The sequence below is a fragment of the Pseudoduganella flava genome, assembly GCF_007830495.1.
GTDB classification, from domain to species: Bacteria; Pseudomonadota; Gammaproteobacteria; order Burkholderiales; family Burkholderiaceae_D; genus Rugamonas; species Rugamonas flava.
On record NZ_VLKW01000014.1, the window covers coordinates 44,292 to 61,674 of the forward strand.

Genomic DNA, 17,383 nt, shown 5'->3' on the forward strand with positions numbered 1-17,383 from the left:
GGAAAGCCCCGTCCTGCCTCGCTATGCTGGGCCGTGCTGACCTGTCGTCCCATCAACTGCCCCCGGGAGATCAAATGGCTATCATGACGAGTCTTGAAGACATGGTGCGGGCAATCGCCGGCTCCGTGATGAATGCACAAAACATGGTGGAGAAGGCGCAGCTGGCCAACATCTCCTCCTTTTTCGACGAGCAGCACCAGCCCACCGTCGTCGACCTGGAACTGCCGGCGATCCACAGCACGGCCGAGCCGGGGTCGAATTACCTGTACCGCGTGCCGCTGATTTCGCTGGTGCCCCACAGCTCGCTGGTGATCGGCGAAGCGGAGGTGGAACTGGATGTGGAGCTGGGCGGCTTCGCCGAGCAGGACCGCGAGGACATCCACGAGGGCATCGTGGACCAGATGGGGCTGGCCCGCCCGCTCGACACGAAGGCCACGCTGATGGTCGACCCGGCCGGCGGCGGCATGGCCAGCAAGAACGGCAATGCGGCCCACATCAAGCTGCGGCTCGTCGCCTCCGACAAGTCCGAAGGCCTGGCACGCCTGATCAACGACGTCGTCAAGGCGCAAGGCCCGGCCGTCGTCGTCGCACCGCCGCCCGACCGGGCCGACACGCCCGTGGTTTCGCCCGGGGTTTCACCGGGACCGGCGCCGGGAGTGACGCCGTGAGCGGCAGCCAGTTCCAGCTGACGAGCATGCGCTTCATCAAGCGCATCGTCGTCGGGAACGACAACCCGCAGGCGATGCGCACGGAAGCGGAAGTGGGCCAGGCGATGGACCTCGTCAACCGCTGCCTGTCCGGATCGCCGCGAGGCTACCTGCTGAACGTCGAAAAGAGCTTCGGCCTGTACAACATCGGCGAACACCAGATCGTGCTGCAGTACGCCGTGTACCACGTCGGCTTCGAACGCAAGCCGCTGTTCCTGGACGAAGCCGATGGCTGACGCCACGCTTCACTACGACGTGGCCCGCCTGCGCGCGGCGCTCGATGCGGCGCGGTGCGACGCCGCCGACATCTGCGGCCCCCGTGCCACCACGCCCGCGGCCACCGACTTCCGCTATGTCGACCTGCGCGACGGCACGCTGCAAACCATCCCGGCAGCGGCGTTCGGCCGCCAGTACGGGCTGTGCCTGCACAGCCTCGAGCTGACGATCCATGGCTATGCCGTAAGCCGGCGCGTCGGCTTCGGCCAAGCGCGGGAGATCGCGTTCAGCACGCGGCCACCGCCGCGCTGGCGCGGCGTACCGCCTTTACTTGCGCTGCGCGTCCAGACGGGGCCAGGCGGCAGCGCCGTCAGCATCGCCGCGGCGCGCGGCCCGGCCGGCATCAGCCGCCAGCACCTCGTCGTGCATCTCGATGCGGCGCTGCAGGAGCAGGTGCTGCGAGCCGTGGGCGCGCCGCCTCCCGACGATGCGGACGATGACCCCATGAGCCCCCCGCCGCGTGCATCGCTGCTCGCCCGCGTGCGTGCAAGCCTGGGCCGGCTGTTCCGGCGCCGATCCGCCCGGTGACCTGGCCAAAGGGCGGCCAAACCCCGGCGTCAGAAACCGACACGAAGCGCCGTTTGCGCGCCCCTAATCTGACCAGGTCGCGACGCAATTCGATGGATGCGCGCCGCCGACGTCCACGCAGTTTCCGGCACCCGTCAGGGTGTAACCCAACAGGAGTACAACATGGCTGAAATCATAGACATGGCGTCGCAATTCAAGGGCTTGCCGATGGGCGACCTGATCGGCGGTCCGCTCACCGCCGCCTGCGACGCGCAGGTCCGGCTTGCATCGGCGACGGCCGACTTCATCAAACACGTGGGCTTCCTGCCACCGAAGGGCAACGATCCGGACGGCATCGGCGACACCCGGCTCGCGCACTTCGCGTTCACCCGGCCGGTGGCGGACCGAAACGATGCCACCCGCACCGTCGAGGAATCGGTGACGCTGGACGTGCCGCTGCTGGCCATCGTCAAGATCCCCAGCCTGGCTATCACGAAGGTCGACATCACGTTCGACATGGAGGTGAAGTCGTCGTTCGCGTCGCGCGAGACGGAAGACAAGAGCGGCAAGTTCGGCGCCGACATCAGCGTGGGCTGGGGCCCGTTCAGCGCCCACGTGCACCTGGAAGGCTCGGTCTCAACGCACAAGGAAAACACGCGCACCTCCGACAACTCGGCGAAGTACCACGTGCAGGTGCTGGCCGAGGATGGCGGCATGCCCGAAGGGCTGGCGCGCGTGATGGACATCCTGCATACCGCGATCCAGCCCCGCACGGCCGCGCCGGCCGCAGGTACGGGCACTTCCACCACGGCGACCACGCCGACCACGCCGCCCGCCCCGGTCGCTCCGCCGCCCGGCCCGTGATCCCGACATAACGCACCGCCGGCAAGCCCGGGCAACCGGGCCGCCGGCGGCCCGCAACCGCATCGCATCGACAGGAGCTCCCACATGACCCCCATCACAGAGCAGCAGTTGCAGGACATTCTCGCGGCCGGCGCCGGCGATCCGCGCCCGCCATTATGGACCGCGCCCCTGAACCAGGGCATGGCCGCGGGCGCGATCGATACGCCGGTGCGCCAGGCCGCGTTCCTGGCCCAGGTGCTCGTCGAATCGGCGCAGCTGCGCCAGCTGGTCGAATCGCTGGAGTATTCGGCGCCGCGGCTGCGGCAGGTCTGGCCGCGGCAGTTCCCCACCGACGCCGACGCGCAAGCCTGCAGCCACGCGCCGGAAAAGCTGGCCAACAAGGTCTACGCGAACCGCCTCGGCAACGGCGACGAGGCGAGCGGCGACGGCTGGCGCTATCGCGGCCGCGGCCTGATCCAGCTGACCGGCCGCGCCAACTACGCCGCGCTGGCGGCCGCGATGCACATCGACGCGGTAGGCAATCCCGACATGCTGGCCGAGCCGACGGGCGCCGTGCTGTCGGCCGTCTGGTTCTGGCAGACGAAAGGCCTGAACGCGATCGCGGATCGCACGGCCGGCAGCGACGGCGACGAGCACTTCACCGAGCTGACACGGCGCATCAACGGCGGCATCAACGGCTTGCCGGAGCGGCGGGCGTATTGGGAACGCACGCGCCAGGTGCTCGGCGTGAACCGCTGACCGCCCCGCCACCCTTTTCACATTTCACATCGGGTTCGCCTGCCTGCCCCGGCAAGCGGGGACGAACTCGCCCTTCATCCATGGAGACCATCATGAGCAACTACAGTAAAGTCCAGTTCATTTCCTGGGAGGTGTACACCGGCCCGATCATCGTCGACCAGCAGGCAGGGATCGGCCTTTACCCCGGCCTGCGCGATCAGGACCAGGACAAGCGCACCGGTGTGCTGGGCCAGTGCCGGGACATCGATGCGCGCGTGGCATTCACGGCCGACGCCCTCGCCAAGGCCGAAGCCGCGAGCGACCGCAGTCCCTCGACGCTGAAGATCTTCATGGCGCCCGAGTTCCTGTACCGCGGCGCCGGCGGTGCCTATCTGAACGACCTGCTGAACGGGTGGCAACCACCGGGTGCGCCGGCCGAGTTTGGCCTGCCGGCGCCCTATAACGGCCCCTGGCCCGGCCTGTTCGGCGCGCTACGGGCCCTGGTGGCCAGGAGCGCCTTTGAAGACTGGGTCTTCGTCTTCGGCACCGCCATCAGCGCATCGTTCCCGACCCGCAAGGCGACATCCGGCAAATACGTGCTCGATCCGTCCCAGCCTGGCGAGATCTACAACTCGGCGCTGATCCAGCGCGGCGGTACGGGCCACACGGCCGATGCCTACGTTTCGCGCAAGCAGTACATCTCCGGCATCGACTTCATCAACTGGTATGGCGCCGTGCAGCAGCACATGCCGGGAACGGTCGAGCCGGCCGATCCCGAGGCAGTGGTGCCCGAGGATGCGATGGGCGTGCCGGAAGGATCGGCCGTATTCCGGCTGCCCGCCGTCAATGACGGCACTGGCGCACCGATCGATTTCGGCATCGAGATCTGCCTCGATCACGCAAGCAGCGGCGGCAACCATGCCAACGCCTTCGGGCGCATACGCACGGCGAACCAGTACGTGAAGATCCAGCTGGTGCCGTCGGCCGGCATGCGCCTGAAACCCGAATCGATTCGCCTGCAGCCGGCCGGCGGCCCCACGCCGAACTCGTACGCGTTCAATTGCGACGGCCTCGCCACGATGGCCGGCAACGAATACGGCAGCCATACCCAGGTGTGGAACGGCGCCAATGGCGCGATCCCCGCCGCGGCCAACAGGCTGATCGAGATCAGCGGGGGCACGCAACTGGCAAACACGGTGGTGCAGGCCGTCGCCCCCACCGTAGCCACTCCGCTTGGGCAGGTGGCAGCCAGCATGTTGTGGAACAACGGGGGCGGGGTGCAAGGCGCCGGCAACGTGCGGGTGATGGCGCCGCGCGACCTGTAGGCTGATCGCCTGGTACAAACGGCGCGCCCGCGCCGGTCGATGAAATACCTGCTCGTAAAAAGAGCCGGCTTGCCGGCTCTTCTTGTTGCCAAGATATTGCTTACCTTCCCTGCGCGTCGATATCGGCCAGCGTCTCCAAACCCTTCGGCGTGACGGTGTACCCGCCTTCGGTGGCGACGATATGGGATTTCTTGCCGAGGAAAGCGAGCACGTCGCCATCCAGCACAGTGGCGGGATCGGCGGCGAGGGAGCGCAGGCCGACGATGCAGCGGCGCAGGAACAGGATTTCCTTGCCCTTGTCGGTCAGCGCGATGCGGCCGTCGCGGGAGACGGACAGCATCTTCAGGCCGGCCAGCCGCTTCGTATTGCGCGCCACGCAGGCGCTGGGCCTGCCCTGCACGCCGCGGCGCACTTCGTCCAGCGCGTTGTATTCGTCGGTGGTGAGTTTTTCGTCTTTCATTCAAACAGGTCCATGATGGCGCAAGGCCGCCATGGTACGCGGGGCGCGCGGGACCGGCAAGCGCCCCACTCGCTTATTTCCCTCTTATTTGAACGCCTTCACCGTCAGCCACAGCAGGCCAAGACCGGCCACGACGCCGGCCCATGCCATGCGGATGTGGTTCATCCGGCGGCCCAGGTAGATCTTGTTATGTAAGGAATTGCCCATGGCACTCTCCAAAATAAATCATCAGGTCTTGGAATCGATTATAAAAACAGTTCGGTGACGCTCATGTGACAACCGCCACAAAAACAACACGATGTATCCACACAGCAACAGCTATTTCTAAGCATCAATGCGGCGCCGCAGCATGAGCCGTCCTGTTAGCATTTGTCCATCCCACACCAACAGGAGAGAGCGATGGCAACGACGCAACGACCCGAGTCGCCTGACGAAGCCAAGGGCGGCCACATGATGAACGAGCCGGATATCGGCAGCGGCGAGAAATCGCCGGGCGAGCAGGAAACGGACGAACAGATTCGCCAGATCCCGCAACGTACCCCGCCGGCGCCGCAGTCGAACCCGCAGCGCTGATCACATCTTCATCGGTGGCGGCGGTGCCGTTGGTTCCTTTACCGGCGGCACCTCCGTCGGCGGTACCTCGGGCGCGGGCGGCTGCGCCGGCGGATCCTGTTCGGGTTGTGGCAGATCCGGATCCGGCGTGATGTGCGCGCGGATGCCCGAGTCCTTGCTGGTCGGCTGCATGCTCATGCTCCTCAGTAAATATTGACAAAAAGCTTATCACTTCCGGCGCAATCGTGTCGCCGGGCATGACTCAAGCGGAACGCAAGCCCCCCTTCCAAAATCGCAAATTGTGGCGCCAAACGGTGCCCCCTACACTGGCTCGAACGACAACAACCGAGCCAGCCATGCCCGCTTTCGATCTCTCCCTGTTGCAGCAATGGGTCGGCAAGACCGAGACGCTGCACGACACCGTCCACCCCGGCACCATTGCCGCCCTGGCCGCCACATTGGACCTTCCCGCTCCCGCCGCCGCGCTGCCGCCGCTGTGGCACTGGATCCTGTTCTGGTCCGCCGCGCCCGGCGCGCAGCTGGGCGAGGACGGTCACCCGCGCCGCGGCGGCTTCCTGCCGCCCGTGCCGCTGCCGCGGCGGATGTGGGCCGGTGGCCGGCTGACCTTTATCCACCCGGTCCCCATCGGTGCGGACCTGACGCGCAAGTCGACGATCCGCGACGTGCAGGCCAAGGATGGCGCCACCGGGCCGCTGGCGTTTGTCACCGTGCGCCACGAGATCGCCCATGACGGCGTCACGGCCATCACCGAGGAGCACGACATCGTCTACCGCGGCCTGCCCGCGCCCGGCACACCGGCACCGGCGGCGAAGGCCCCACCGGGCGGCGCCGAGTGGTCGCGCACCATCGTGCCGGACCCGGTGCTGCTGTTCCGCTACTCGGCGCTGACCTTCAACGGCCACCGCATCCATTACGACCGCAGCTACGTGACAGACGTGGAAGGCTATCCGGGCCTGATCGTGCATGGCCCGCTGATCGCCACGCTGCTGCTCGAACTGCTGCGCGCCCGCCTGCCGGACGCGAAAGTGGCGTCGTTCAGCTTCCGCGCCGTCGCGCCGCTGTTCGATACCGCCCCGTTCACGGTGCGCGGCAAGCGCGGCCCGGACGGCACCGTGCTGCTGTGGGCCGAAACGCCCGACGGCGCGCTGGCGATGCAGGCCGAAGCGCAACTCACTGAATGACGCACTGAATGACGACCATGCTCAACCACCAGGACCAATACCAGGACATCCGCGACGCGGTACGCGCGCTGTGCGCCCAATTCCCCTCCGCCTACTTCCGCGAAGTCGACGAACGGCGCGGCTACCCGGAAGCCTTCGTCGACGCACTGACGGAGGCCGGCTGGCTGGCCGCGCTGATCCCGCAGGAATACGGCGGCGCCGGGCTGGGGCTGACGGAAGCTTCCGTCATCATGGAAGAGATCAACCGCAGCGGCGGCAACTCCGGCGCCTGCCACGGCCAGATGTACAACATGGGCACCTTGCTGCGTCACGGCTCCGAGGAACAGAAGCGCACCTACCTGCCGAAGATCGCCAGCGGCGAACTGCGCCTGCAATCGATGGCCGTGACGGAACCGACGACGGGCACGGACACGACGAAGATCCAGACCACCGCCGTCAGGAAGGGCGACCGCTACGTCGTCAACGGCCAGAAGGTGTGGATCTCGCGCATCCAGCATTCCGACCTGATGATCCTGCTAGCACGTACCACACCGCTGGCCGACGTGGCGAAAAAGTCGGAGGGCATGTCGATCTTCCTCGTCGACCTGCACGCGGCCATCGGCAATGGCATGACGGTGCGGCCGATCGCCAATATGGTCAACCATGAAACCAACGAAGTCTTCTTCGACAACCTGGAGCTGCAGGCGGAGAGCCTGATCGGCGAGGAAGGCAAGGGCTTCAAGTACATCCTGGACGGCCTGAATGCCGAGCGCACCCTGATCGCCGCCGAATGCATCGGCGACGGCTACTGGTTCATCGACAAGGTGACCAAATACGTGGGCGAACGCATCGTGTTCGGCCGCCCGATCGGCCAGAACCAGGGCGTGCAATTCCCGATCGCGAAAGCGTACGTGAACCTGGAGGCCGCCAACCTGATGCGCTACCAGGCGTGCGCGCTGTTCGACGCGCACCAGAGCTGCGGCGCGCAGGCGAACATGGCGAAGATGCTGGCCGCCGACGCGTCGTGGGAAGCGGCCAACGCCTGCCTGCAGTTCCACGGCGGCTTCGGCTTCGCCCACGAATACGACGTCGAGCGCAAGTTCCGCGAGACGCGGCTGTACCAGGTCGCGCCGATCTCGACGAACCTGATCCTGTCCTACGTGGCCGAGCACGTGCTGGGCATGCCCCGTTCGTTCTGAGGAGGCACCATGCGACCATTGGAAGGCATCACCGTCGTCACCCTCGAACACGCGATCGCCGCGCCGTTCTGCACCCGCCAGCTGGCCGACCTGGGGGCCCGCGTCATCAAGGTCGAGCGCCCCGGCGTCGGCGACTTCGCGCGCGCCTACGACAGCCGCGCGCGCGGCCTCGCCTCGCACTTCGTGTGGACCAACCGCTCGAAGGAAAGCCTCACCCTGGACGTCAAGCACGAGCAGGCGAACGGCGTGCTGCACAAGCTGCTGGCCGATGCGGATGTGCTGGTGCAGAACCTGGCGCCCGGCGCCGCGGCGCGCCTGGGCCTGTCGTACGACGCGCTGCGCGCACGCTATCCGCGCCTGATCGTCTGCGACATCTCAGGCTATGGCGCCGATGGTCCGTACCGCGACAAGAAAGCCTACGACCTGCTGATCCAGAGCGAGGCGGGCTTCCTGTCGATCACCGGCTCCGGCGACGAACCGGCCAAGGCGGGATGCTCGATCGCCGACATCGCGGCCGGCATGTATGCGTACACGAACATCCTGGCGGCGCTGATCCGGCGCGGCCGCACGGGTGAAGGCTGCCGGCTCGACGTGTCGATGCTGGAAGCGCTGACGGAGTGGATGAGCTACCCGCTGTACTACGCGATGGATGGCGCGGAGCCGCCGCCGCGCGCCGGTGCCGCGCACGCGACGATTTACCCTTATGGCCCCTTCCCCGCCGGCGACGGCAAGACCGTGATGCTCGGCCTGCAGAACGAGCGCGAATGGGCCGTGTTCTGCGCCAGGGTGCTGCTGCGTCCGGAGCTGGCCACCGATCCCCGCTTCGCATCGAACGCGGCGCGCAACGCGGCCAGAGCCGAGCTGCGCGAGCTGATCGACGACGTATTCATGGCCCTCACGGCGGAACAGGTGATCGAACGGCTCGATGCGGCGCAGATCGCCAACGCCCACCTGAACGACATGCACGACGTGTGGCACCACGCCCAGCTGGCGGCGCGGGCACGCTGGACCGAAGTGGCGACGCCCGCCGGGCCGATGCCGGCCCTGCTGCCTCCCGGCGTGCCGGCCGACTTCGCGCCGCGCATGGATGCGGTGCCCGCACTGGGCCAGCACACCGACACGATCCTGCAACAGCTGGGCTACGCGCCCCTCGATATCGCCGCGCTGCGCGCAGCGGGCGCCATCTGAAAGGACATCCAATGAATCATCCGAGCCGCGACCTGGCGGCCTTCGCCGCGCAACTGCGCTACGACGACATTCCCACGCCCGTGTTGCGCCGCGCCGAAGACCTGTTGCTGGACTGGGCAGCCTCCGCGCTGGCTGGCAAGGGCGCCCGTCCTGTCGAGACGATCGCCCGTTTCGCCGCGCAGATGGGCGGTCCCGGCACGGCGCAGGTGCTGATCTCGCGCACGCACACGACGCCCCTGTTTGCCGCGCTGGTGAACGGCGCCTCGTCGCACTACGCCGAGCAGGACGACGTGCACAACGGCTCCGTGTTCCATCCGGCCGCCGTCGTGTTCCCGGCCGCGCTGGCCGTCGCCCAGGCGCAGGGCAATTCCGGCCGCGAACTGCTGTGCGCCGCGGTGGCCGGTTACGAGGTCGGCATCCGCGTCGGCGAATTCCTCGGCCGTTCGCACTACCGCATCTTCCATACGACAGGCACCGCTGGCACGCTGGCCGCCGCCGCGGCAGCCGGCCGCCTGCTGGGCCTCGACGCCGGCCAGATGCTGCACGCATTCGGCTCGGCCGGCACGCAGGCGGCCGGCCTGTGGGAATTCCTGCGCGACGCTGCCGATTCCAAGCAGCTGCACACGGCGAAGGCGGCAGCGGACGGCTTGACGGCCGCGTGGCTTGCCCGCGATGGTTTTACGGGCGCACAGCACATCCTCGAAGGCCCACAGGGCATGGGCGCCGGCATGTCGCGCGATGCCGATCCGGCCCGGCTGACGGACCGCCTGGGCACGCGCTGGGCGCTGCCCGAAACGTCGTTCAAGTACCACGCTTCGTGCCGCCACACGCACCCCGCCGCCGACGCGCTGCTGCAAGTGATCCAGGCGCACGGCCTGCGGCCGGCCGACATCGCGCACGTGGAAGCGCGCGTGCACCAGGCCGCGCTGGACGTGCTGGGCCCTGTCGAACACCCGCGCACGGTCCACCAAGCCAAGTTCTCGATGGGCACGGTGCTGGGCCTGATCGCCACTTGCGGCGTTGCCGGCCTGACGGAGTTCGCAGAGCGGTTCGATGCAGCGGGCATCGTTGCCTTCCGCGGCAAGGTCCGCATGGTGCTCGACGCCGAAGTCGATACCGCCTACCCGGCGCGCTGGATCGGCAAGGTGACCGTCACGACGACGGACGGCCGTGTGCTGCACGGCCGCGTCGACGAACCGAAGGGCGACCCGGGCAACACGCTGTCGCGCGCCGAGCTGCGCGACAAGGCGTTGCGGCTGGCCGCGTTCACGCAAGCGGCAACGCCTGCCGAGGTGGACGCGCTGGTCGAACGCATCTGGTCCATCGCGCAGCTCGATCGGATCGGAGACTTGCTGTGAAGCCGCCGCGCAGTTACCTGTTCGTGCCCGCCACCCGGCCGGAGCGCATCGCCAAGGCGCTGGCCAGCGGCGCCGATGCCGTCATCGTCGACCTGGAAGACGCCGTCGCGCCGGCCGACAAGGAACCTGCCCGCCGCGCGCTGTCCGGCTGGCTGGACACGCATGCCACGCCGGTGTACGTGCGCATCAATGCCGCCGACTCGCCATGGTTCGCCGGCGATCTTGCGCTATGCGGCCGGGCCGGGATTGCGGGGATTGCCGGCATTGTGCTGCCGAAGGCCCAGTGGCCCGAGGACGTGGCCACTGTTGCCGCGGTTGCCCCCGTGCTGCCGCTGATCGAATCGGCGCGCGGCATCGACAATGTGCGCGCCCTCGCTGCCGCACCGCGCGTGCAGCGACTGCTGTTCGGCGCGATCGACTTTGCTCTCGATCTGGGCATCGCCGACGAGCGCGAGGCGCTGCTGCCGTATCGCGCGCAACTGGTGCTGGCGTCGAAGCTGGCCGGGCTGCCGGCACCAGTGGATGGCGTGACGACGGCCACCGACGACGACGCCCTCGTGGCGGCCGACACGCACTACGCGCGCCGGCTCGGCTTCGGCGCCAGGCTGTGCATCCACCCGCGCCAGGTCGCTCCCGTGCACGAGGCCTTCGCGGCCACGCCTGCCGAAGTGGCATGGGCCCGCCGCGTGCTTGCCGCCGCAAGCGCATCGGGCGGCGGCGCCGTGCAGCTGGACGGCCGGATGATCGACCGCCCCGTGATCGCCGCCGCGGAAAAAATTCTTGCTTCGCTATCGTAACCGGCCGATGGGTCAGACCCGGCGGGGCTTTGCAGGGATTTCAAGGAGCACCGCTCCTTGCCTGCAAAGCGGTGCCGGCTTACAAGCCGGCACTCCCCCCTGACCCAAGAACTTGGGTTCTGGGTTGTAGCTTGAATGAACCCAAAAACCAGAAGCTTGGGTCAGAAAGGAGTTCGGCCTTGCAGGGCCGAACCGTTCGGCCGGCGCGAAGCGAGGCTTCACGAAACCCCTGCCTCACCCCAGCGGGTCTGACCCGAACCGACAAAACCAGGAGACAACCATGAAACTCAAACCGCTGTTCGCCGCCGCCCTCCTCGCGGCATCCGCCGCCTGGGCCCAGGAGCCCATCGTCATCAAGTTCAGCCACGTGACCACGGCCGATACGCCAAAGGGCAAGGGGGCGCAGAAGTTCAAGGAGCTGGCCGAAGCGGCCACGCAAGGCCGGGTCAAGGTCGACGTCTACCCGAACAGCCAGCTGTACAAGGACAAGGAAGAGCTGGAGGCGCTGCAGATGGGCGCCGTGCAGATGCTGGCGCCGTCGCTGTCGAAGTTCGGGCCGCTGGGCGTGAAGGAATTCGAGGTCTACGACATTCCGTACATCCTGCCCAGCAAGGCGGCGCTGCGGCGCGTCAACGAAGGGCCGGTCGGCAAGGCGCTGCTGAAGAAGCTGGAAACCAAAGGCATCGTCGGCCTGGCGTACTGGGACAACGGCTTCAAGGAAATGACGTCCAACAAGCCGATCGCCCAGCCGGCCGACTTCCGCGGCCAGAAGATGCGCATCCAGTCATCCAAGGTGCTCGATGCGCAGATGCGCGCGCTGGGCGCCAACCCGCAGGTGCTGGCGTTCTCCGAGGTGTACCAGGGCATGCAGACTGGTGTCGTGGATGGCAGCGAGAACACGCCGTCGAACATCTACACGCAGAAGATGCACGAGGTGCAGAAGTACATGACCGTGTCCGACCATGGCTACATCGGCTACGCGGTCATCGCCAACAAACGCTTCTGGGATGCGCTGCCGCCCGACATCCGCACGGCGCTGGACGGCGCGATGCGCGAAGCCACGCGCTATGCGAACACGATCGCGCAGCAGGAAAACGACGCGGCGCTGGAAGGCATCAAAAAGGCCGGCAAGACGCAGGTGCGCGAACTGAGCCCGCAGGAAAAGGCGGCGTGGCGCAAGGCGCTGCTGCCGGTGCAGGCGACGGTGGCGCCGCGCGTCGGCAAGCCGCTGATCGATGCGTTCAACCGCGAGGCCGCGGCTGCCGAGGCGGAACAGCGCGCCGCCAGCCGCTGATCAATCACCCGGTCACTGCGCGCCGGCGCGGATCTCGTCGACGAGTTCGCGCGCATACGTAGGCAGCGCGTCCAACGCCTGCACGACGACGCTGCGCTCGCGCACGGCCCACGGCTCCTGCAGCTCCACCAGCGCGAGGCGCATCGAACGGGCATGGCGCACCGCTGCCGATTGCGGCAGGATTGCGATGCCCACGCCGTTCTCCACCATCCGGCACATCGCCTCGAAGCCGCGCACCTGGATGCGCAGCTGCAGCCGCTGGCCAGCTTCCAGCGCCATCCGGTTCAGGAAGTGCTGCAAGGTGCTGCCCTCGTGCAGGCCGATGTGCTGGTAGTCCAGCGTTTGCGCGAAGCCCACGCTGCCGGCCGCCGCCAGCGGGTGGCCCGGCGCTGTCGCCAGCACGAGGCGGTCGGTCGAGAAAGCGATCACTTCCAGGCCCTGCTCCGGCACGGGCCCGGCCACGATGCCGATGTCCGCCGTGCCTTCGGCGATGCCGCGCACGATATCCTGGTTCAGCCGCTCTTCCAGCGCCACGTTGACCTGCGGGTGGCGTCCCAGGAAGCGGCCCAGCACTTCCGGCATGAATTCGGTGACGGCCGTCGTGTTCGCGAAGATGCGGATATGGCCGCGGATGCCGTTGTTATATTGCTGCATCTCGCTCTTCAGCCGCTCCACCTGCTGCATGAACTGCTGGGCATGCGCGAGCAGCGTCTCGCCGGCGGGCGACAGCTGCACGCCCTTGTTCTCGCGGTACAGCAGCCGCGTGCCGAAGCGCGTCTCCAGCTCCTTTACGCGGTTGCTGGCGGCGGCCAGCGACATGTGCATGCGCTCGGCGCTGCGGGTCAGGCTTTTCAGCTCGGCGATGTGGATGAACAGGCGCAGGTCGGTCAGGTCGAACAGCATGGCTTTCCTCGGGTGAGAGGCGATTCTACGCCAGATGGGAGGCGGCAGCCTGCCGCGGATTTCGCTACACTGCACGATCCGACGCGAGAACTATCAGAGGAACACCATGAGCACACGAGGATTCACGGGCCGCCGGCCCGGTGCCGACGCGGCACGCCGCCTGCCGCCGGGCCAGAGCGAGACGGACGATTTTCCCGTGCTGTCGCTGGGCCCCGCCCCGCGCATCGACACGGCCAACTGGCGCTTCACCTTGCGCCACGGCTCCCGGCCCCTGAAGATCTGGAACTGGGAAGAGTTCAACGCCCTGCCCCGCACCACGTGGCGCGGCGACATCCACTGCGTCACCACGTGGAGCAAATTCGACACCGTGTGGGAAGGCGTCACGTTCGACGACCTGCTGGCCGCCGCCGGCATCGCGGCCCCGACGGCTTACCTGCTGGCGCAGTCGTACGACGATTACGACACCAATGTGCCGGTGGCCGACCTCGTGAATGGCCAGGCGATGGTCGCCACGCACTTCAACGGCGCGCCGCTCGAGCCCGAGCACGGCGGCCCGGCGCGGCTGCTGGTGCCGCACCTGTACTTCTGGAAAAGCGCGAAATGGGTCAGCGGCCTGAAATTCACGGAGCGCGACGAAGCGGGCTTCTGGGAGCTGCGCGGCTACCACATGCGCGGTGACCCGTGGCGCGAACAACGCTATTCGGACGATTGATGCGCGCCGATGACTGACACGGGTAACTGGCAGACAGCCGTCATCACGCGCATCGAACGGCGCACGCCGCGCCTGTCCAGCTTCTTCCTGGACGCGCCGCTCGCTTCGCATACGGCCGGCCAGCACGTGGACGTGCGCCTGACGGCACCGGACGGCTACCAGGCGCGCCGCAGCTATTCGATCGCATCCGCACCGGGCGCCGGCGAGGTGGAACTGGCGATCGAGCTGCTGGACGACGGTGAAGTGTCAGGCTGGTTCCACGACGTGGCGCAGCCGGGCGATACGCTCGAAGTACGCGGCCCGCTCGGCGGCCACTTCGTGTGGACGCAGGCGCAACCGGGCCCGCTGCTGCTGGCCGGCGGCGGCTCCGGCATCGTGCCACTCGTGGCGATCGTGCGCGCCTGGGCGGACGCGGGCGCACCCGTGCCGCTGCTCCTGCTGCACTCGGCGCGCACGTGGGACAGCCTGGCGTTCCGCGAAGAGCTGGCGGCCATCGCCGCCGCGCATCCCGCCTTTGCCTACGTCACGACGGTGACGCGTGGCGACGCACCGCAGGGTTACCGCCGTCGGCTCGACCGAACATTGCTCGATGAAGCGCTGGCACAGTGGGGCCACGCACCGGCCACGGCTTATGTCTGTGGCGCGAACGGCTTCGTTGAAACGGTGGCGCAGCTGCTGGACGACGCGGGCACGGCACCGCGCGCGATCCGCACGGAGCGCTATGGCGGCTGAGGGCCGCCGGATGGACTAGCGCCGCTTGTTCACGATGCCGGCCAGCGCGGCGCTGACGTCCAGCACCACGTCAGGGGCAAGACCCGGGCCGTCGTTGGCATCGAGCTTCTCCGGCACCCACACGTCGTAGTGCACGTCATCGCTCAGCCATCCCGCCTTCCACATCGCGTCCCGCGTTCCCTTTGCTACCGACAGTGTCAATGTCGCAGGTACGCCGTTCACCTTCCGGATCAGGAATTCTTCCGCGATGACGCTCCGGGCACCCGCTGCCTTCATGTCGAATGACGTGATGGCGATGCGTCTGCCACGCCACGTGAACACGGAGGTCGACCGGAATTGGTCCTCCGGCAGCACGCCCTCCAGCGTAACGGATTCGTTGCCATCCGCTGCGAAGACGAGGGGTGGGCTCAGCTTCTTGAACAGAGGATGGGACATGAAGCTGTTCACGAGGTCGACATAAGCTGTGGAGGTCTCCATGCGGAGGTAACCTCCTGGATCGAGCTTCGTGCCCTGCCACAGAAAGGCCCGCTCCTCGGCGCTCAGCTCCGACGCCGGGATAACGGACTTCCCGCGCTGAAGCATCGACGCCAGCGGCGCGGGCACGGGATCGGCGTTGGCCGTCGCGACGACCGCCAACAGGCAAATCAGTGGAAAATGGTTGAAGTTCATGATCGGCGACCATCATACCAGCCGCCGCGCTTGCGTGATCAACCGCGGTCCGCCACCGCCACCCCTTCCCGGTGCCCCGCCAGGATCGCCAGGATCTGCTCGACGCTGACCGGTTTCACGAGGTGTTCCTCGAAGCCCGCCTCGAACGCCAGGTCGCGGTCCTTCTGCTGGCCCCAGCCGGTGACGGCGACCATCACGGTGTGGGCCAGCGCGGACATGCGGCGCAGCGCGCGCGCCAGGTCATAGCCGTTCAGGCCCGGCAGGCCGATGTCGAGGAAGGCGAAGTCCGGCGCGGTCTCCGGCGTGAACGCCGTTCCGGCGGCCAGCGCCTGCTGGCCGTCGTGGCAGACCTGCACCGTGTGCCCCAGGGTGCGCAGCAGCGCGCCGATCGCGTTGACGAAGTCCACGTTGTCGTCCACCAGCAGGATGCGGTGCGGCTTGCCCTGGCCGGCCGGGGGCAATGTGCGGGCGACGCTGTCGCCGGCCGTCTGCAGCACCGGCAGCGTGACGACGAACGCGCTGCCCTTGCCGGGGCCGTCGCTGGACGCTTCGATCGTGCCGTCGTGCAGCTCCACGAGGCGGCGCGCCAGCGACAGGCCGACACCCAGGCCCGCATTGCTGCGCTCCAGCGATGCGTCGGCCTGCACGAACATCTCGAAGATCTCGCCCAGCATCTGCGGGGCGATGCCGATGCCGTCGTCGGCCACGCGGATGCGCAGCCGGCCGTCCGCATCGAGCTGCGCATCGAGCCGGATATGGCCGCCGCGCGGCGTGTAGCGCGCCGCATTGTTCAACAGGTTCGACAGCACCTGCGCCAGCCGGGTCGCATCGCCCAGCACGTACACGGGCTGCGCCGGCAGTTCGACGGCCAGCGCATGGCCTTGCGCGTCGATGAACGGGCGGGCGATCTCCAGCGCGTTCGAGACGACGGCGCGCAGCTCGACGGGTTCGCGGCGGATCGTCAGCTTGCCCGTGTTGATGCGGGAGACGTCGAGCAGGTCGTCCACCAGCCGCACCATCTGCTTCAGCTGGCGCTCCATCACGCCGCGCGCCCGTTCGGTGGCGGCCGGGTCGCCGCCGTTCAGCCGCATGATGTCGAGGCCCGTGCGGATCGGTGCCAGCGGGTTGCGCAGCTCGTGGGCCAGCGTGGCGAGGAATTCGTCCTTGCGGCGGTCCGCCAGCAGCAGCGCCTGTTCGGCGTTCTGCCGCACGGCCATCTCGCGCTCGAGCGTGCGGTTGGCGTCCTGCAGCGCATTGGCGCGGCGGCCGATCTCGGCCAGCATGTCGTTGAACGCGTCGACCAGCGTGCCGATCTCGCCGCTGGCGGCGCGGCGCACCCGCAGCGAGAAATCGCGCTTTTGCATCACGTCGCGCGCCACGTCCGTGACGGCCTGCAGCGGCCGCGTGATCGACAGTTGCAGGCTGCCGGCGACAATTCCAGCCAGCAGCAGGCTGCCCAGCATCACGCCGCCCAGGATGATCGCGTAGCTGGCCACCCGGTCCAGCAGCCGGTAGCGGGCCGACAGGTAGACGGTGCCCACCCGTTCGCCGTTCTCGACGATCGGATGGAACACGACCATCCGGCCGCCCTCGATCGTGTAGCCGGGCCGGCCGGGCCGCACCGGGAACACGGGCTGCTCGCCCACCGCTTGCGCATAGGCGGCGAAGATGGCGCCGTTGGCGCCGTAGATCGCGCCTTGCTGGATCTGCGGCCGCACCCGCAGCAGCGCCAGGTTCTGGCGCGCGGCGACGGGGTCGTTGAAGCTGACGGCCGGCGCCGACACGGTGGCGACGATTTCCGCCTGCGTCGTCAGGTCGTCCACCCAGTTCTGCTGGAACGTCGTCAGGTCGTACACCAGCATGCTGATCGACATCGTCACGAGCGCCACGAACGTCGTCGCCAGCGCCATCACGACCAGTTTCGCACGCACCGTGCTCGCCC

Annotated in this window: 21 protein-coding genes; 15 read left to right on the plus strand and 6 right to left on the minus strand. The window is 67.9% G+C overall.

Annotation, left to right across the window (positions count from 1 at the left end):
• Positions 1 to 74 precede the first annotated feature (74 nt).
• From IP92_RS27015 to IP92_RS27040, 6 genes are all read left to right on the plus strand, one after another.
• On the plus strand, positions 75 to 668 hold the full coding sequence (locus IP92_RS27015; protein ID WP_145881225.1) for a DUF2589 domain-containing protein: 594 nt from the start codon (positions 75 to 77) through the stop codon (positions 666 to 668).
• On the plus strand, positions 665 to 943 hold the full coding sequence (locus IP92_RS27020; RefSeq protein WP_199271837.1) for a hypothetical protein: 279 nt from the start codon (positions 665 to 667) through the stop codon (positions 941 to 943). Before IP92_RS27015 ends, IP92_RS27020 begins: the two co-directional genes overlap by 4 nt.
• Positions 936 to 1,511: a hypothetical protein gene (locus IP92_RS27025; RefSeq protein ID WP_145881227.1), complete on the plus strand. Its 576-nt coding sequence runs from the start codon at positions 936 to 938 to the stop codon at positions 1,509 to 1,511. Before IP92_RS27020 ends, IP92_RS27025 begins: the two co-directional genes overlap by 8 nt.
• A 162-nt stretch (positions 1,512 to 1,673) precedes the next feature.
• Positions 1,674 to 2,354: a DUF2589 domain-containing protein gene (locus IP92_RS27030; protein ID WP_145881229.1), complete on the plus strand. Its 681-nt coding sequence runs from the start codon at positions 1,674 to 1,676 to the stop codon at positions 2,352 to 2,354.
• Positions 2,355 to 2,438: 84 nt separating this feature from the next.
• The gene (locus IP92_RS27035) at positions 2,439 to 3,092 is read left to right on the plus strand and encodes a glycoside hydrolase family 19 protein (protein WP_145881230.1); all 654 of its coding nucleotides are present in this window, start codon (positions 2,439 to 2,441) and stop codon (positions 3,090 to 3,092) included.
• Between the two features lie 92 nt (positions 3,093 to 3,184).
• Positions 3,185 to 4,396: a hypothetical protein gene (locus tag IP92_RS27040; RefSeq protein WP_145881233.1), complete on the plus strand. Its 1,212-nt coding sequence runs from the start codon at positions 3,185 to 3,187 to the stop codon at positions 4,394 to 4,396.
• A 100-nt stretch (positions 4,397 to 4,496) separates the two neighbouring features.
• On the opposite strand, the gene IP92_RS27045 is transcribed toward IP92_RS27040, so the two are convergent.
• Entirely contained in the window at positions 4,497 to 4,856 is a 360-nt protein-coding gene (locus IP92_RS27045) for a hypothetical protein (protein ID WP_145881235.1), read from the minus strand.
• A gap of 84 nt (positions 4,857 to 4,940) precedes the next feature.
• Complete coding sequence (locus IP92_RS30680; protein WP_260071846.1) at positions 4,941 to 5,063, minus strand: hypothetical protein; 123 nt, start codon at positions 5,061 to 5,063, stop codon at positions 4,941 to 4,943.
• Between the two features lie 192 nt (positions 5,064 to 5,255).
• On the opposite strand from IP92_RS30680, the gene IP92_RS30310 reads away from it, so the two are divergent.
• Positions 5,256 to 5,429 carry a hypothetical protein gene (locus IP92_RS30310; protein ID WP_199271836.1) on the plus strand — a complete coding sequence of 58 codons (174 nt, stop codon included), beginning with the start codon at positions 5,256 to 5,258 and terminating at the stop codon, positions 5,427 to 5,429.
• On the opposite strand, the gene IP92_RS30035 is transcribed toward IP92_RS30310, so the two are convergent.
• Complete coding sequence (locus IP92_RS30035) at positions 5,430 to 5,600, minus strand: hypothetical protein (protein ID WP_158206836.1); 171 nt, start codon at positions 5,598 to 5,600, stop codon at positions 5,430 to 5,432.
• A gap of 164 nt (positions 5,601 to 5,764) precedes the next feature.
• Between IP92_RS30035 and IP92_RS27050 the strand changes: the two genes are divergently transcribed.
• The 6 genes from IP92_RS27050 (at position 5,765) to IP92_RS27075 (ending at position 12,425) form a co-directional block, all read left to right on the plus strand.
• The gene (locus IP92_RS27050; RefSeq protein ID WP_145881237.1) at positions 5,765 to 6,610 is read left to right on the plus strand and encodes an HTD2 family dehydratase; all 846 of its coding nucleotides are present in this window, start codon (positions 5,765 to 5,767) and stop codon (positions 6,608 to 6,610) included.
• A 17-nt stretch (positions 6,611 to 6,627) separates the two neighbouring features.
• Positions 6,628 to 7,788, plus strand: coding sequence for an acyl-CoA dehydrogenase family protein (locus IP92_RS27055; RefSeq protein ID WP_145881415.1), 1,161 nt, complete (start codon positions 6,628 to 6,630; stop codon positions 7,786 to 7,788).
• Between the two features lie 9 nt (positions 7,789 to 7,797).
• A complete protein-coding gene (locus tag IP92_RS27060; protein ID WP_145881240.1) occupies positions 7,798 to 8,976 on the plus strand; it encodes a CaiB/BaiF CoA transferase family protein in 1,179 nt (392 codons plus the stop codon).
• Between the two features lie 11 nt (positions 8,977 to 8,987).
• Complete coding sequence (locus IP92_RS27065) at positions 8,988 to 10,334, plus strand: MmgE/PrpD family protein (RefSeq protein WP_145881242.1); 1,347 nt, start codon at positions 8,988 to 8,990, stop codon at positions 10,332 to 10,334.
• Positions 10,331 to 11,131 (plus strand): HpcH/HpaI aldolase/citrate lyase family protein, encoded by an 801-nt coding sequence (locus IP92_RS27070; RefSeq protein ID WP_145881244.1) that lies wholly within the window; start codon positions 10,331 to 10,333, stop codon positions 11,129 to 11,131. The genes IP92_RS27065 and IP92_RS27070 overlap by 4 nt, the downstream gene beginning before the upstream one ends.
• 280 nt (positions 11,132 to 11,411) lie before the next feature.
• Positions 11,412 to 12,425, plus strand: coding sequence for a TRAP transporter substrate-binding protein (locus tag IP92_RS27075; RefSeq protein WP_145881246.1), 1,014 nt, complete (start codon positions 11,412 to 11,414; stop codon positions 12,423 to 12,425).
• 12 nt (positions 12,426 to 12,437) lie between these two features.
• Here IP92_RS27075 and IP92_RS27080 read toward each other — a convergent pair whose 3' ends face one another.
• Complete coding sequence (locus IP92_RS27080; RefSeq protein ID WP_145881248.1) at positions 12,438 to 13,328, minus strand: LysR family transcriptional regulator; 891 nt, start codon at positions 13,326 to 13,328, stop codon at positions 12,438 to 12,440.
• Positions 13,329 to 13,434: 106 nt separating this feature from the next.
• Between IP92_RS27080 and IP92_RS27085 the strand changes: the two genes are divergently transcribed.
• Both IP92_RS27085 and IP92_RS27090 read left to right on the plus strand, forming a co-directional pair.
• On the plus strand, positions 13,435 to 14,040 hold the full coding sequence (locus IP92_RS27085; protein ID WP_145881250.1) for a sulfite oxidase-like oxidoreductase: 606 nt from the start codon (positions 13,435 to 13,437) through the stop codon (positions 14,038 to 14,040).
• A gap of 9 nt (positions 14,041 to 14,049) precedes the next feature.
• A complete protein-coding gene (locus IP92_RS27090) occupies positions 14,050 to 14,772 on the plus strand; it encodes an FAD-binding oxidoreductase (protein ID WP_145881253.1) in 723 nt (240 codons plus the stop codon).
• Between the two features lie 15 nt (positions 14,773 to 14,787).
• Here the strand turns inward: IP92_RS27090 and IP92_RS27095 are convergent, their stop codons facing one another.
• Positions 14,788 to 15,441: a hypothetical protein gene (locus tag IP92_RS27095; RefSeq protein WP_145881255.1), complete on the minus strand. Its 654-nt coding sequence runs from the start codon at positions 15,439 to 15,441 to the stop codon at positions 14,788 to 14,790.
• Positions 15,442 to 15,479: 38 nt separating this feature from the next.
• A complete protein-coding gene (locus IP92_RS27100; protein ID WP_145881256.1) occupies positions 15,480 to 17,372 on the minus strand; it encodes a sensor histidine kinase, YfiR-like protein-associated in 1,893 nt (630 codons plus the stop codon).
• Positions 17,373 to 17,383: the final 11 nt, after the last annotated feature.